Below are 14000 nucleotides of genomic sequence, written 5' to 3'. Positions count from 1 at the left end.
CCGTTGGAGGCTGTGGGAGGTTTCAATCCCTCATAGGTAGGCTCTGAACCCCCCGTGGGGGGGCTAGTCTACATCTTCAAACAACGTTTCAATCCCTCATAGGTAGGCTCTGAACGCAACAGCTGAGCTTGTTGGGGTCCCCGTGAACCGGTTTCAATCCCTCATAGGTAGGCTCTGAACGAGAGGAGGAGAGAAGAAGTGGTGGGGGTGAGTCGTGTTTCAATCCCTCATAGGTAGGCTCTGAACGGCGCAGACCATACCACAGGCTGCAAGAGTAGAAGAGTTTCAATCCCTCATAGGTAGGCTCTGAACCACGAGGGTGACGTCGCATACGTTGTGAAACTCCGCGTTTCAATCCCTCATAGGTAGGCTCTGAACCTGTACGCCCAGGCCACCGCCGAAGCGCGAATCACCGTTTCAATCCCTCATAGGTAGGCTCTGAACCAGCAGGAGAGTTCTGTTTGTCGCTCTCCTCAAATAGTTTCAATCCCTCATAGGTAGGCTCTGAACTCTGTGTTATCTGTGCCTCTCGACTTATCAGTTCCCGTTTCAATCCCTCAGAGGTAGGCTCTGAACCTTCTTCTCTTCTTCTAGTGGAGTTCTGTGATTTTGGTTTCAATCCCTCATAGGTAGGCTCTGAACACCTTCGGGCGTGCTTCGTCGCGGATGAGGGCCACCTGGTTTCAATCCCTCATAGGTAGGCTCTGAACAAAAGTGTACACTCCCCACGCGGGTTCCGTCAAGATCCCATTTCCGGTCGGCTCTCCCAAGAGGACGGAAGGATGAGTCAAGTGGCGGATCTTTTGGGATTTCGGGCGATCCTGGATGAGTCGTCGATCCTCTGAGGTCTTTGTCGCATCGACGGTAGACGACCCACCGATAGCGCCACAGCTCCTGGAGGCGACCCATCTTACAGCATCCACTTGGGCTCCCCTTTCCGAACTCCCAGATTCTGTCGCTCCAGCCAGTCTGTAGAGCGCAGGAGGTAGAAAAGCACACTGTCCTCGGACTCGTCGATTACCTCACGCACCTCCGCCTTCAGCCGCTCGAACTGGGCTCGAGTGAGGTCTCCCTCAAGTACGGAGTTCTGGACCCAGGTGAGGTATTTCCGCCCCACTTTCAGAATCTTCACAACTCGCTCTACTGCCACATCGTAAACCATGATCACGTACATACCTTCCTTACCAGCGGGTCCGAAATGGCCGGTATTCCCGATCGCCCAACAAGTGTTTTTCGAGCTTGTAGAGCTCTAACCGGATGAGCGTACGGTAGGAGACATGTCGCTTCAGTCCTCGGTGATGCAGAGTGGTCCCCAATCGCTCCTCCCATGCCTCTAAGAACCGCCGTCGTCCCTCCTCCTTAAGGTACAATCCACCTAAGGCTTCATCGAAATGTCTGGCCTGGATTTGACGCTTTTGCACAAGACTTAAAACTGTGCGATCAACGAGGATGGGCTTAAAAACTTCTGCTACGTCCAGGTTTAGAGCAAAGCGGCGGAAATTTGTCGCATGTAGGAACCCAATCCGCGGATCGAGATGGGTCCGGTAGATCTCCGAGAGCACGGCAGTATACAGGAGGCTATTGCCGAATGAGAGGAGTGCATTCATACGGTTGCGTGGCGGTCGTCGCGTGCGCTCTTCGAACTCAAAATCGGGATCCTCCAAGATCCGATCAAACGCTCGATAGTAAGCTTCTCGAGCTTGCCCCTCTACTTGCATGAGCTGTTCAATTCCTTGCTGGCTATGCACTCGTCCAAGTTGTCCTTCGAGCGCTGTGAGGATGTCTTCAAGCGCCTTACCTCTTCGCTGGTAGTACCGAAGGACGTGCAGAAGGTTCTGGATAGCGCCAAAGACGAACCGACGGGCCAGATCTAGCCGCTTCTCTGCATCTAAGTAGTGCACCACCTGTTGCAGAAGTAGATAGCCGGAGTTATTATGCTCTCGCGGGTAGAAGGTCCCCATGTACCATCCGTGGTAGCTGTAGATGTGAACCATGATCTCATGCTGGCTTAAAAATTCCAGCAAGCGCTTGTTGAATTCCACCTCTCCAAAAACGTGGATTTCAAGCACTTGTTCCACCGGCACATATCGCTTTGCTCCTTCACGCTCGAGACACAGCGTGTTCTGCTTGCGGCTCAAGGTCCCACCGCCCATAAGGTAGAGAGCCCGCCTCATACGTCCTCCGATTCGTCGAACTCATCTCCCCAGCAAAACTCATCGTAAGCACAGGAGCGGCAGACCGCCATGCGCCGGGGGACGGCAGGTGGGGTTGGCATCTGCCGAATTTCCCGAACCTTCCGGAGCGCATCTTGCAGCTCGGATTCCAGATCCGGCCCCAGCTGCACGATCTCCCTTCTCCGCTGCCGTGGATAATGCAGGATTCCTTGGGTTTCGACGCCGCGCTCGCGCAACAGCAGGAGGTAATAGGCCAGCTGGAGTACGTGCGCTCTATGTTGAGTGGGACCGCGCTTCACCTCGTGCATGATCCCCTCTGAGGTAAAGTCCACGCGGGCAAATCCCTCAATGTCTACGTTCCGCTGAGCTTGCCGCCTGAAGCTCGTCTCGTGCAGCAGCCGTCCCAAAGCGACCAGCTCGGAACCTGCTTCATGCTCCACCCCGTGCACGAAAAGCCAGCACTTGCGAGGACACACCACGACGTAATTCACCTCAACTCCCCGTACAGGCACGTCCTCACCGAAGATCCTCTCCAGAAACGACATCTCCGTATCCGGTGCCTCCGCCTCTTTCTCTCCCGGCTGCAAATCGTCTCTGTCCCGGCGCATTCCCCCACCTCCTTCCACAAACGGTTCAATCGAGGATCAGCCCACTTATTGCCTCTCCCATTTCATCCGGTGCCTGAAGTCCAAACTCGGAATCATAGGACAGAGTGGTCTGAAGACATCTTAGATCTTCCATGGGTGCGAAGAACTCTCGTTGCTGCAGCCAATAAATGGGTATGGAAACCAGCAGCTCCGGAATCTTCCACCCCTGCCCGTTTTCCCGAAGTCGGTAGGCTTTATCTGTGAATACCTTCGGAAGAACCTCGACGGATACCATCCCTCGTCGCGCCGTAAACCGGGCACGCATTTCCTCATCCATGAGGTCGATGGTGTAGCAGCCTAACCTGCTTTGAACCTCTCTCAGCATCTGCCGGCCGTCTTGTAGTTCCCGTTGCCACTCGCGTGTCGCTGTCACGTGTTCATACAACGTGTGAGCAGCCTGGAACAAATCCCTGTCGGTCGGCACATCTGGCAGGTCCCTGAGAATCTCCAAGCTCCACTCGAGAACCTCTCTGCCATAGATCCGTCGTGATCCATCCGCATATTGCCTGTAGATGACCACCGGAGCTGCTTCTTGCTGCCCACGACGGTTCACCCGTCCCATTCGTTGCACCAATGCATCGACCGGGGCCACTTCGGTAACGAGAGCGTCGTACGAGATGTCCAGACTCACCTCCACCAGCTGGGTTGCCACAGAGATCATCCCCGGCTTGGGATCACTGATCCGGGCCTCCTTTGCCTGTCGGTGACCAAAGGTGAACCGCGCGTGCAGAAGTTCTCTGCTCGACCATTTCCACTCATCCCGGAGCCTTCGATAAAAGACCTGAGCATCCCGCACAGTATTGGCCACCACGAGTACGGACTTCCCGCACCTGGCGAGCTCCGTGGCTGTCGCAAGACCATCGTCTAAGAGAGTACCGTCCCGTACCATCAGCCGGTGGCGCTGACGCTTCCACAGCTCGGGTTCGGCTTCTACCAAAGACCCTTGAGGGAAAAGCTCAAGGAGAGACCTGGGGAGCGTAGCACTGGCGAGTGCCAAGCGTCGGGGTCGTTCCCGCTCGAGGGCCTCGAGGAGGAGCCCGAGGGTGTATGGTTCATAAGCATGGATCTCGTCCAAAACCACGGTAGCTTGCCGGGCCAGCGTGCGGCGCTCTTCCCAGTGCCGGCCGTTGAGGTGCGCCAGCAAGTATTGGTCCAGCGTGGCAACGGTCACAGGTTTGGCAAAAACCGAGCCAAAGAGGCGCAGGTCCAACGGGTCTTCGTCCGACTCCTGGTGCAGCATGTAGGCAGCACGTCCGTGCGCCAGCGCCACGGCGTCGTCACCGTAAATCCGACGCAGCCGCCGCCACATGGCGTTGCTTGTGGCTTGCGTGGGCAGAAGGTAAATCAGCCGCTCCGTATCGCCTGCCCAGAGCAGGAGCGCTTCCGTCTTGCCTGTGCCCGTGGGTGCCCGGAGCCAGAGCACGCTGTCTTTTGTCGTGCGCGCGGCCTCCTGAAAGCCTCGCAGAGGGGCATTAAGCTTCTGGACGTGCTGGGCAATCGCCGTACTGCCATGTTCAAGGAAGAGCAGCTGAGGTTCCGGATTTTTCGCCGAGGCCAGCCAATCGGCCAAGTGCAGCACCGCTTTGACGCGGGCAAAATCTCCTGTTGGTAGGCGTTGCATGACGCCACGCAATGTGGTCCGCTCTCCACCGATGCACAGTGGCGTATCCAGGAGCGCTACGGGTGCGTGCTGCAAGAGCGGCTGAACCTGCTTCCAAAACTCCTCCACAGACGGCAGCCCTTCTATCCCAACTTCTTGCAGCAGGCGCCAGACGTCCTCCAGCACCTTGCGGAGCTCAGGATGGTAGTTCGGCTTATTATTGTAGTCCTTGTAGAGCTCCGGACTTAGAGGAGAATGGTGTGTGAGTACGGCGGCGGTGGCATCGTAGCGCGTCTTTTCTATCCCAAGCCGCGGATTGAGCAGCCCCTCCAGCAGCAGTGCGAACGGCAAAGACGCCAAGGCGTGGGGATAGGCTTTTTTGCGTTCCCCGCGCATGTACTCTTGGAAGTCCGTTGTGGCTTTGCCGATATCGTGCAGCGCGCACGCCAGGATCGCCTTCGTGCGCAGCGGCTCCTCAAGCCCAAGCCGTTCGGCAATCTGCGCCCCCAGCCGGGTCACTTCCGCCAGGTGGTCAGCAAGTGACGCATCGGGCTTAGCAAGGATCATATTTTTTCAATCCACACCCACGCCCGATCTTTCCACCACCACGCCGAAAGTCCGGAAAGCTCCCACTCCACACCCAGCGGCAGGAAACTCACCGGCACCGGAGGCTCCGGATGGCGAATGCCTTTGGCGTCTACCGTGAACGCAAGCGGAAGGGTCTCGACAACAGGCGGCTCGAAGACCGAACCTTCGCGCAAAATCGGGCGCAGATTGGACATCTGACGCACATCCCCGACCACCAGCGTGCCCTGAAGACGCGGCTCTCCGGGCTTGGCTTCGTCAAGCTGCACTTCCTCCACGAGCAAAAGCTCATCTTCCCGACCAAGCGAGAGCGGATACGCAGGGTCGCGGAATGCCCGCTTCAGCTTCTGCAAGAGCGCCGCGTCGCCACCGTAAAGCAGCGTGTAGCGCGTGAAAAACAGGAGCTCCCGGAAGTACGGCGAGCGGGCTTCGATGCGGGCGTTTTTGATCTTGAGCACGGTCCAAAGGTCGCGGGCACGCCCGGGCTTGGCGTCCATCCACACCGAGATCTTCAGCCCACGCATAGGGCTCTCCGGCGCCCACAGCTCTCGGTCCGAAAGCCCCAGCGCCGCCCCGGCGATGCCCTTGAGCGTCGTCGGTGGAGGCATGGGAAGCGTGCGCTGGTAGTTGTGGTCCAGCGGACGCCGGAACGACGCCACCGGCGCCCGCACCCGCACGATTAGGACTGGCTCCATAGCGTGCCCACGTCCTGCTTCGCCTGCGCAAGGGCTTCGTGAACGGTCAGCACCGCTCCATAGCCGGCAAGCGTGGAGCGAATCTCTTCTTCATTCCCGAACACGCCTGGCTCCAACCCGAAAAGGGTTTGCTCTCGGTAGTCATCAATTTTCTGGAGCGCGTTCAGGAGCGGCTCCAGCTCCAGCACGTACTTGCCGTCCTCGTAGTGCGCCGAAAGTGCCTCCAGAAAGACCGGGTGCTTCACACGCAGGCGGGCATAGGCGATGAACTTGGGCGAAAGATCCGCCAGCATCCGCGTCGTGCGGCCGCCGCCCCAGAGGATATTGAGCGCCTCCAGAAGCTTTTGGAGACGCTCGCGTTTCACCTCCGGCTTTAACTCCGCCCAAAATCCTCGTTGCGGAGGGCTGGTATCTTTGACCAGCACATCCAGAACTGATCGAAGTTCTTCCTTCTTCTTTTTATCTGAGTCAGCTTCTTCCCGCTCTCGTTCTTGCTCTTTCTCTCTTTTACTCGGCTGAATCAGTTCATACCGACTCGGCCACTTACCCACGCGGTCCAGCTCTACGAGAATCGTGCCCTTGAAGAGATTGGCGTAGAGCTCGGTTTCGTACATGTTGCCGCCGGCAGCCATGGCCTGCCCGAAGCGCTCGAAGGAGCGCGTGCCAAGGTCGCGGTCACCTTGGAATGGGAAGAGTCCCACGGCAGCCGAGACGCGTACGGGCGACGTGCGCCGCCGTCCACCGGAGGGGTCCAGGTACCCAAAAAGATCTTCGTCCACGAACTCCCACGGGCGCACAGGCGGTGTCACTTCTTGTCCGCTCACCTGCGCAAAGGGCTCCGAGAGCGGATAGCCCAGCTCTTCCAGGCGGTCCCGGAGCATCCGCCGCAGTGCCTGTCCGGAGATATAAGGCACCGTGCTTCCGTCGGGCAGAGTGACTTTCTTTGCCACCACGACGTTGCCCTCGCTGTGCGACGCATTCACATTCGCTGCCGACACTTTCGCCAGATACCCGATGACAATCGCTTTGCTCATGGTTGACCCTCCGTTATCTTTCTACTCGCACCAAGATTGCCCACGTCTCGCCGCTACGCTTGACGGTGAGGGGGAGCACGTAAACTTGCTTATCCAAGTTTGCTCCGCGTGGATTTCCACCAAAGGGGTTAAACCCATCGAACTGAGAAGAAGCGGTCAAATCCGAGAGGCGCACAACCAAACCAGCTTGCGTAGATGAGGCTTGACGAAAGGGTTTAGGACACAATGCTTCAGGTGGTCCTTCAAGACTACGACAAATCTCCACACACCAGCAGACAGAATCTGAAGTCCCAAACCGACGTATCTTAGAGAGGAGGTGAGCGATTTCCTTCGCGTCAGGTTCTGGGACTTCAATGTATACGGACAGAGGTTCTTCCAGGAGGAAGTAATCACGCACACCGGTAGACTCAACTGTGGACTTCCCCGGACCTTGTGAGGAATGAGGGGGCTTTAATCGTTTCACGAACGCTCGAAATCGTACGACCTGCCGCGGCGGGATAACGCACACACGCAAGGTCTTGACGATGTCAAAAATCCGCCGCCCCTCATTGACGTTCCCGCTCCATCGGATCGCTGTATCTACCAGCGCCAGCTTGACTGTGGCCGGGGACGGCACTGGCGATCCAATGGCAAACTGAGCAGAAGCGTCGGGCATGCGATAGGAAAACGTGCTTGGGAACTCGTAATCCGCCTGAAGCCAGACCATTGGCTCCGCTGGTGATGGTGGAGCCGCTGTAGGTTGAGAAGAACGGCGCCGTGCCATGGGCGCTCACTCTTCCGCAGTCTCGGTCCCTGTGGGCTCTTTGGCTACCTCAGAGCCCCCAGGTGCTCCTCCTGCCCGCCGACTTCGACCGCCCCGCCGTCCGGTGGCTTCTCCGGCAGAACCCGACTCACCAGTTGACGGCGTTTCTTGGAAAGACATTCGGAATGGAGCTTCTTCTTTAAGTTCGGCGAGGATATTCACGAGCCCATCCAGGTCGTCAAACTCTCGAGCTTCTACCTCCTTTTCAGCCAGTCCCTTCACCTTTTCCCGGCAATCTTCTTTCCGAGCTTCTACCCCCTTCAGTCCCTTCACCTTTTTCCGGTAATCTTCTTTCAATGGGCTGAGCATAGGCACCGGAACAGGCTGCCGTGAAATCAGCACGATTCCCTCTATGCCCAAAATATGCGGAAAGCGCGTCGTAGTCATTGCGCCATCCGGCCGTTTCAGAGCCCACTCATAGGCGGTAAGAGCCACCTTGAACCGGCGCTTCTGCTCATCAGCGGCAAGGACATAAGTGTAGTTCACTTCGTTGAGCCCGATGCGCCAGGGCTGGAACAGCGTGACCAAAGCATAAACGCCAGAGCGGGTAGGACGGTGGTAAAGCATCTGGGCTGCAACTTCGGTTCCCTTAGCCTCATCTGTAGCCTGCTGCTGGGCTTCTTCTTCCTCGCCGCCTTCCTCAGTTTTATCTGCAACCCCACGCTCGGCCACAGCATGCCGTGCATGAACGTGAATATCTCGGTAGAACTTCCCAGGCACTCCTACGATCCAACCAAACTCCACAGTTGATTGGCGGTGAATCGTGGGACGTTGCACCAGAAAGCCATGCAAATCACACAAGACGCAGCGCGTAATGGCAGTCCCCATTGCCTGAGCATTATCATTTTGGTTAAGTTCTTGACGAGCAGCGTCAGCTCGTTGCGGTTGGAAAGTCCGGCATGCGGGACAGAGCGCAAGATTCTTGGTCTTTGCCTGTAGCCACGTCCAGTAGGCGTGGATGTGCTTCATCATCTCGCCGCTGACGCCGTCGGTCTTAGTGCCATCCCAGAGCATAACGGTCCGAGGTTCCGTTACGTTGCCAATGGAACCCTCGTTGTTCAGCGAATGGAGGTTCCATGTGACACGTGCCAGAATAGCAATCTCAAAGACACCTTGTTGATTGGCATCAGGTGTGCTTTGAGACTGGGTTTGCTGTTCAGATGGCAGAGGTATCCCCTCGACGCCCTCTGTATCATGGGACGCCTGTCCTTCCTGCATCGAAAACAGGTCTTGTTCTGTCATGACTGTCCTCCTTCTTCTGATGCCACTGAAGTCGTTACCGAACTTTCTTCGGTTTCAGCTCCCATCTTGTTAGGAACCTTCTCAACTTTCTGTTCACCCTGAACGAGAGCGTGACTGATCAAAGCTGCACGAACTATTTTAACCCCGTGAAAATCTACGAGACTGACAACAGCCTCAAGCGATTCTTGGGTGGGACGACGTAGCTTCTTGCGCCTTGCCAGTCCTTCAAAACGACGGAGAAAGCGTTTCAACGCCTCTGCAAAGGCTTCTGGCGTCTCAGCAAACTCCAGATCCAACAAGGAGGCATAATCCTCACCTATCCGTAAAGCGCGACGCAATGTTACTCCAAATTCCTGCACTGCAGGATGGCTGAAGACTTGGCTGAGTTCATGAGATGCTGACATAGCTTATCACCTTTTCCAAAGTTTTCGTGTCTGGAAGATTTTCTCGTTTAATATGCTTCTGGTACCGAATCATCGTTCGCACCAAACGGTCGTAGGTGTCCAGGTCCCAGCGCATGACGAGTTCAGTCGCCGCCAGGGTAAGGTCTTCGGCACCAGTCGTGGAACCCAGGCGAAAACAGTAGTCCAGCCACTGTAGCATGGGTTGCGTTTTATCCGGGTCTTGGGCAATCGCTTTCATTAGCGGTTCCAGGCGGAGCTGGTTGCCCTGAGCAGGTTTTATCTGTTGACGTGCTCCAAAGAGGCGGAAGTAGAGCACAGCCGAGTAGCGGTCCTGAAGATCGCCCTGAGCAGCTGCTCGGCGCCGCAGGCGTTCGGCTAACTGCACCGCATAATGGGCTGCGGCATTCTGGACACCGTGATATTTGAGTCCGGGCACCCGAAAGAGCTCTTGCACATCACGGAAGTAGCTAAAGTGGATGTTCTGCGGCACAGGCAAAAGCGCCAGCCAGTTAGACTGCCCAGCCTCCTTGGCATCGCGATAGGTTCCGCACCTAGCCATTCCCAGGCAGGCAAGAGCCCAGTGGTCTTTGCGCACCTTGAGCTGTCCTTCCTGATATTGAGCACGAGTTGTGTGTCTTAGCCCCTTGAATCCGGTGGGGTCCAGCCCGCCGGGAAGGCTTTCGCCTGTTCCAAAAGGAACTATGTTAGTTGGGTTTTGTAAGTCACAGAGTATGGTAGCAATTTGCTGCTGCAGGGTATTCCTTGCCTTATCACGCTTAGAAGACCAGTCTCCTTTTACTGTCAGAAACACGCGCTGCCAATTCCCATCTTCAAATAAGGTTTCCCATCCAGTGTTACCTGCTAAATTGGGGTTAGCAGAAACAGCTGATGCAGGTTCAACGATATATGCCCAGTATGAGTCGGTAATTCGCACCTCATCACCCGTGATGACATTTATCGTCGTCCCAAGGCCCCACGCTCGGGCCGTATCAAAAGCATCCAAACCAGTTTTCGTAATGTAGTACGGCATCGGGTCCTCCTGTTGCGATGCGATCAGCCAGTCGGAGCCAACGCGAAAGTAGCACATAAGCCGTGTACAACTTCTCATTCTCCAGAGGGGGAAACTTTTCTCGCAGATTAGTCGGGCTCGGCTGGCATGAAAGAATGCAGCCCACATTAACACTGCCGCTTAATCCGTATTGGCGCAAAGCTTCACTGACCGCTTCTTCCCACCGCCGATGGAATTCGTAGCTCGGTACCTCTTTAGCCCGCACAGAGTGATGATGGGCGATAGCAAAACAAACCGCTTTTGCCAGCAATCCGGGCAATGTGCCACCATCTACTTCTACTAATGCAGGCCAGAGCGCATAGGCACTGACCGTGGCATGCGGGGGGAACTGAACGTAATCACGCCCATCTGAGTGGGCCAACAAATCCTCCGGACCTGCTGAAGGCGTCACTCCTGCTTTCTCTTGCCACTCTTGATTCAGCTTACCCAAGTCGTGTAGGAGTGCTGCAAGTTTTACTGCCTGTTTCACCGTGTCCTCGGATACCCCCAACAACCGAGCTAGAGCGGAAACAGCGTGGTATTCATCCTTTAACACCTGGTCTATCGTTTGGGCTACCCGCACATTGTGTTCAATCCAGCTCTCCCGCGAAAGAGTTCCGTGCAACTCTTCTCGTTCTGAATCGCCCCCTACTGGAAAATCTTGGCCGCCTCTATCCCACCGCAGACCTAAATCGTCCGAATATGCAAGCAGCGAAGGAGGAAAGACCAAGCGGTCCCCAATAAAGATGTCATCCGCCTTCTGGATAGCTTCCATTTTCACTGTCACGTGGGCATCGGACGGGCTGCGATCTATTTCTATCCGCCACACTTGAGACTTGGCTTGATGTGCTTCTTGCGCCCACTTCTTGGCCGTGCCGATGTGCACACTGAGAGTCGGCAAGCGTAGCACGTCCCGTCCTAAACGTGAGGGATTGCTATGAAGGGTCACTTCCACGGTGTTGATATCTCGTATGGCAGCCTCTGCTTGGCTCCGGCTCCCCTCAAAGGCCGCACGGCTGAGCTGAGCTACTACCTGCTTGTAGGCGTTGCTTTCACGGAGAATCGTGCGGTAGGAATCGTTGAGGACTTGATTGACCCAGCACTTCACTCTCGTCCAGTCTAAGGCAGCTCCTGATTCTTTCTGAAGAAGCTCTTTTGACTGGTTTACGAGCTCTTGCCGATAAGGAGCGGCATGCTCCACATCGTAAACCCAGACCTTACCGTTGCCGCCCCATCGGGCTACGCGTCCCGCACGCTGAATCAGCGCATCTATGGTAGCCACTTCTGTCAGGAGCAGGTCTGCGGAAATATCCAGGCCGACTTCCACCACCTGTGTGGCAATAAGGAGCGCCTTTGTGTTTTCGGAGCTATTCTTGCCGAAATGCTGTTCAATCCAATCTTCTTTTCTCCTTCGGCCTTCAGGCAAAAATCTGGAGTGAAGCACGTTACACTCGTATCCTTGTTGTTTCGCTGCGCTTGAAACCTGCTGATAGACCTCTATGGCTTTGTCTACGGTGTTACAAACAACAAGTATTCGCCCAGCCTCTCCCAGGGCTTTTATCACCTCATCCGGGGTAAGAAGGGAGGCTTTCCATTCTATAGGTACCTCGCGCTGGACAAACTCACTGTAGGCTTCCACGACTTCGGCACCCAACTGGTCGTGCCAGAATTCTAGTACCGAGTCTGGCAGGGTCGCCGAAAGCACTGCATAGAGCAATCCTAACCGATTCAACCGCTCGCAGATCAGCCGGGTAGCCTGAAGCCCGAGCTCGGGGTCAAAAAGATGCACCTCGTCAAAAACCAGAAAGGAACTCATGACGGCACCCGCAGGAATATTCCCGTGGCGTACGGGCAAGGTGAGAGGAGAACAGGCATAGGAGGTAACCACTTGATCAATGGTGGCTACAACAATATCGGCGGTGAACAAAACCGATTCGGGGGACTCGCCATGCTGGAGACGCACTCGTAGAGAACCTTGCTGAGATCGGGCAGCGTAGCTCTCTATCCTCTCCGAAAGCCGGTTGGCAAGGGAACGTAAAGGCAAAGCATAAATCATGCGATGAGGCAAAACACCTTTCCGAAAATGCAAAAATGGCAATGCCACCGCCTCGGTTTTTCCCGAGCCAGTTGGGGCTCGCACAATAACGGGCTTGCCTTGAGATAGGAGTTCCCAGCAGGCCTTTTGATGCGCGGCCGGACTTTGTCCCGAAAGCTGCGTGTAATACTTCTCGCACATCATGAGACCCCGCTAACTTCAACTGTTTCGCTCTCCTGCTGCGGTGCGCCCTTTTGCGCAAGAACGCGTTCCAAGAACGCGTTCATGGCGTAGATGGAGAGCAGGGTCTTCACACGCACCCACGGTGTGCCAGCGATGCGCTCTCCTCGCTCGATCTTGAGGAGTGCCTCGGGAATCGGGATCCCGAGCCGAAACTGCGCATCGTTGAGCATCCGGTAGAAGTCCTCCGGATTCTTGGCGTTGCGCAAGGCGTAGAGCAAGCCCATCTCGTTGTGCTCGTGGGCAGCCGTACCGAGCGCACGTCCAAAGCCTGCAAGAATGCGTTGAAATTGCTCGTTCATACCGAGTACCTCCCGCACGTAATGGTTCAACACCTCTATCGTACCCCGCACCAGCGGGCGGGGATGGTCTTCTTTCGCACGGGCTTCGTAGAGAAACTGTTCCACAAAGGGCAGCGGATCGCCAAACTCCAGGATCGCCCAGCAGATCTTGTCACGCCAGATGCTTTCCGCGCTTTTGCCCTGCTGCTGCCCAAACTGCTGTAGCACCTTCACAAGACGCCGATGTGGATTGGGGTCCTGCGTTTCCCGCTGGATGACCTCCAGCCACTGCTCGTAGAGCCGATAGAGCCGTTGGAGCTTGGAGAATTCCCGCACGGCCTGCATGGTGAAGGCTTGTCCGGACGTGCCCGTGATGGCGTAGAGCGTGATGGGCGCAGGTGGGGCATCCGCGGCGCCTAAGAGCGTTGCCAGGAGCTCGCGTGCTTCCTCGGAGAGCCGGTCGGACTCCCGCACATGCCGGAAGAGCCCCAAAAGAAGCCCAAGAGTGGTCTCGTGAATGTAGGGTCCAGAAAACTCCACCGGCGCTGTCCCGACCTTCTCGCCGCTGATTCGGAGCGGCCCCAGCACCTCCCTGTGAAGGCGCACGAGCTCCTTCAGTTCCGAGTGAAACACGAAGAAATGCAGTACATCGCCTCCTTGTGCCCTCCAGAGCCAGCCGAGATATGCCGCAAGCCCCGCCAAGGCGCAGCGGGCGCAGAGCCGAAGCCCCCGCTTCGTGCCGGAATAGAAAGTACCGAACTTCTGCGGGTCCACCACGAAGGGATACATCCACATCTTGGCATCGGTGAGCGGCGCTCTGTTGCCACAAAGGTCACAGGGGTCCGAACGCTTGCTGAGATCTAAGTCAAGCTCAAACTGTGGAGGTTGTGTGGGATAGTCTTGGCCATTGATCTTGACCTTCTTCCCCGATTTGCCTGCAACCTTGATGAAGATGTTCGTCGGATAGACCCAGTTGACTTTGTCGTACTCCCGAAGCTGTTTGGTTGCTTGGTCGTAGTATTCACCCTTTTTGCCGGTGGGCTGCACGAGCTGCTTCAGGAGCCAGTTGAGCACATCGTCCACTGAGTGTTCTCCTTCGCCGAACTGTTCAACAAGCACCACCAGGCCGGTATCTATCCAAAACTGCCCGCTTGGCTGATCCAGGCTAAGCCATATCGTAGGTGCCGAATCCAGCATAGCTCACCTTGCTGAG

The 14000-nt window shown here is 56.3% G+C and carries 11 protein-coding genes and 1 CRISPR repeat array; all 11 genes read right to left on the bottom strand.

Annotation, left to right across the window (positions count from 1 at the left end; translation table 11 throughout):
• Positions 1–19: 19 nt before the first annotated feature.
• A CRISPR array of direct repeats spans positions 20–710; the repeat unit is 30 nt; unit sequence GTTTCAATCCCTCATAGGTAGGCTCTGAAC.
• A gap of 200 nt (positions 711–910) precedes the next feature.
• Positions 911–1174 carry a CRISPR-associated endonuclease Cas2 gene (gene cas2, locus N0A24_08910; protein ID MCS7173487.1) on the bottom strand — a complete coding sequence of 88 codons (264 nt, stop codon included), beginning with the start codon at positions 1172–1174 and terminating at the stop codon, positions 911–913.
• A 7-nt stretch (positions 1175–1181) separates the two neighbouring features.
• Complete coding sequence (gene cas1b, locus N0A24_08905) at positions 1182–2174, bottom strand: type I-B CRISPR-associated endonuclease Cas1b (GenBank protein ID MCS7173486.1); 993 nt, start codon at positions 2172–2174, stop codon at positions 1182–1184.
• Positions 2171–2782 carry a CRISPR-associated protein Cas4 gene (cas4, locus tag N0A24_08900; GenBank protein MCS7173485.1) on the bottom strand — a complete coding sequence of 204 codons (612 nt, stop codon included), beginning with the start codon at positions 2780–2782 and terminating at the stop codon, positions 2171–2173. Before cas4 ends, cas1b begins: the two co-directional genes overlap by 4 nt.
• Before the next feature lie 25 nt (positions 2783–2807).
• A complete protein-coding gene (gene cas3 / locus N0A24_08895) occupies positions 2808–4988 on the bottom strand; it encodes a CRISPR-associated helicase Cas3' (protein ID MCS7173484.1) in 2181 nt (726 codons plus the stop codon).
• Complete coding sequence (locus N0A24_08890) at positions 4985–5683, bottom strand: CRISPR-associated protein Cas5 (protein MCS7173483.1); 699 nt, start codon at positions 5681–5683, stop codon at positions 4985–4987. The genes cas3 (N0A24_08895) and N0A24_08890 overlap by 4 nt, the downstream gene beginning before the upstream one ends.
• 2 nt (positions 5684–5685) lie before the next feature.
• On the bottom strand, positions 5686–6735 hold the full coding sequence (gene cas7i, locus N0A24_08885; protein ID MCS7173482.1) for a type I-B CRISPR-associated protein Cas7/Cst2/DevR: 1050 nt from the start codon (positions 6733–6735) through the stop codon (positions 5686–5688).
• 769 nt (positions 6736–7504) lie between these two features.
• Complete coding sequence (locus N0A24_08880; GenBank protein MCS7173481.1) at positions 7505–8779, bottom strand: DevR family CRISPR-associated autoregulator; 1275 nt, start codon at positions 8777–8779, stop codon at positions 7505–7507.
• Complete coding sequence (locus N0A24_08875) at positions 8776–9078, bottom strand: hypothetical protein (protein ID MCS7173480.1); 303 nt, start codon at positions 9076–9078, stop codon at positions 8776–8778. The genes N0A24_08880 and N0A24_08875 overlap by 4 nt, the downstream gene beginning before the upstream one ends.
• A gap of 88 nt (positions 9079–9166) precedes the next feature.
• On the bottom strand, positions 9167–10213 hold the full coding sequence (locus N0A24_08870; protein ID MCS7173479.1) for a hypothetical protein: 1047 nt from the start codon (positions 10211–10213) through the stop codon (positions 9167–9169).
• Complete coding sequence (cas3, locus tag N0A24_08865) at positions 10173–12470, bottom strand: CRISPR-associated helicase Cas3' (GenBank protein MCS7173478.1); 2298 nt, start codon at positions 12468–12470, stop codon at positions 10173–10175. The genes N0A24_08870 and cas3 (N0A24_08865) overlap by 41 nt, the downstream gene beginning before the upstream one ends.
• Positions 12467–13984, bottom strand: a complete 1518-nt coding sequence (locus N0A24_08860) for a hypothetical protein (GenBank protein MCS7173477.1) — start codon at positions 13982–13984, stop codon at positions 12467–12469. Before N0A24_08860 ends, cas3 (N0A24_08865) begins: the two co-directional genes overlap by 4 nt.
• Positions 13985–14000 lie beyond the last annotated feature (16 nt).

It is taken from the genome of Armatimonadota bacterium (assembly GCA_025059775.1).
Taxonomy (GTDB): domain Bacteria; phylum Sysuimicrobiota; class Sysuimicrobiia; order Sysuimicrobiales; family Sysuimicrobiaceae; genus Sysuimicrobium.
This window is presented reverse-complemented; position numbering and strand designations above follow the sequence as displayed.

Bases quoted from the DNA above. Each gene is read 5' to 3' on its own strand.
- cas2 (MCS7173487.1), bottom strand. From the start codon at position 1,174: ATGTACGTGATCATGGTTTACGATGTGGCAGTAGAGCGAGTTGTGAAG.
- cas1b (MCS7173486.1), bottom strand. From the start codon at position 2,174: ATGAGGCGGGCTCTCTACCTTATGGGCGGTGGGACCTTGAGCCGCAAG.
- cas4 (MCS7173485.1), bottom strand. From the start codon at position 2,782: ATGCGCCGGGACAGAGACGATTTGCAGCCGGGAGAGAAAGAGGCGGAG.
- cas3 (MCS7173484.1), bottom strand. From the start codon at position 4,988: ATGATCCTTGCTAAGCCCGATGCGTCACTTGCTGACCACCTGGCGGAA.
- cas7i (MCS7173482.1), bottom strand. From the start codon at position 6,735: ATGAGCAAAGCGATTGTCATCGGGTATCTGGCGAAAGTGTCGGCAGCG.
- N0A24_08880 (MCS7173481.1), bottom strand. From the start codon at position 8,779: ATGACAGAACAAGACCTGTTTTCGATGCAGGAAGGACAGGCGTCCCAT.
- N0A24_08870 (MCS7173479.1), bottom strand. From the start codon at position 10,213: ATGCCGTACTACATTACGAAAACTGGTTTGGATGCTTTTGATACGGCC.
- cas3 (MCS7173478.1), bottom strand. From the start codon at position 12,470: ATGATGTGCGAGAAGTATTACACGCAGCTTTCGGGACAAAGTCCGGCC.
- N0A24_08860 (MCS7173477.1), bottom strand. From the start codon at position 13,984: ATGCTGGATTCGGCACCTACGATATGGCTTAGCCTGGATCAGCCAAGC.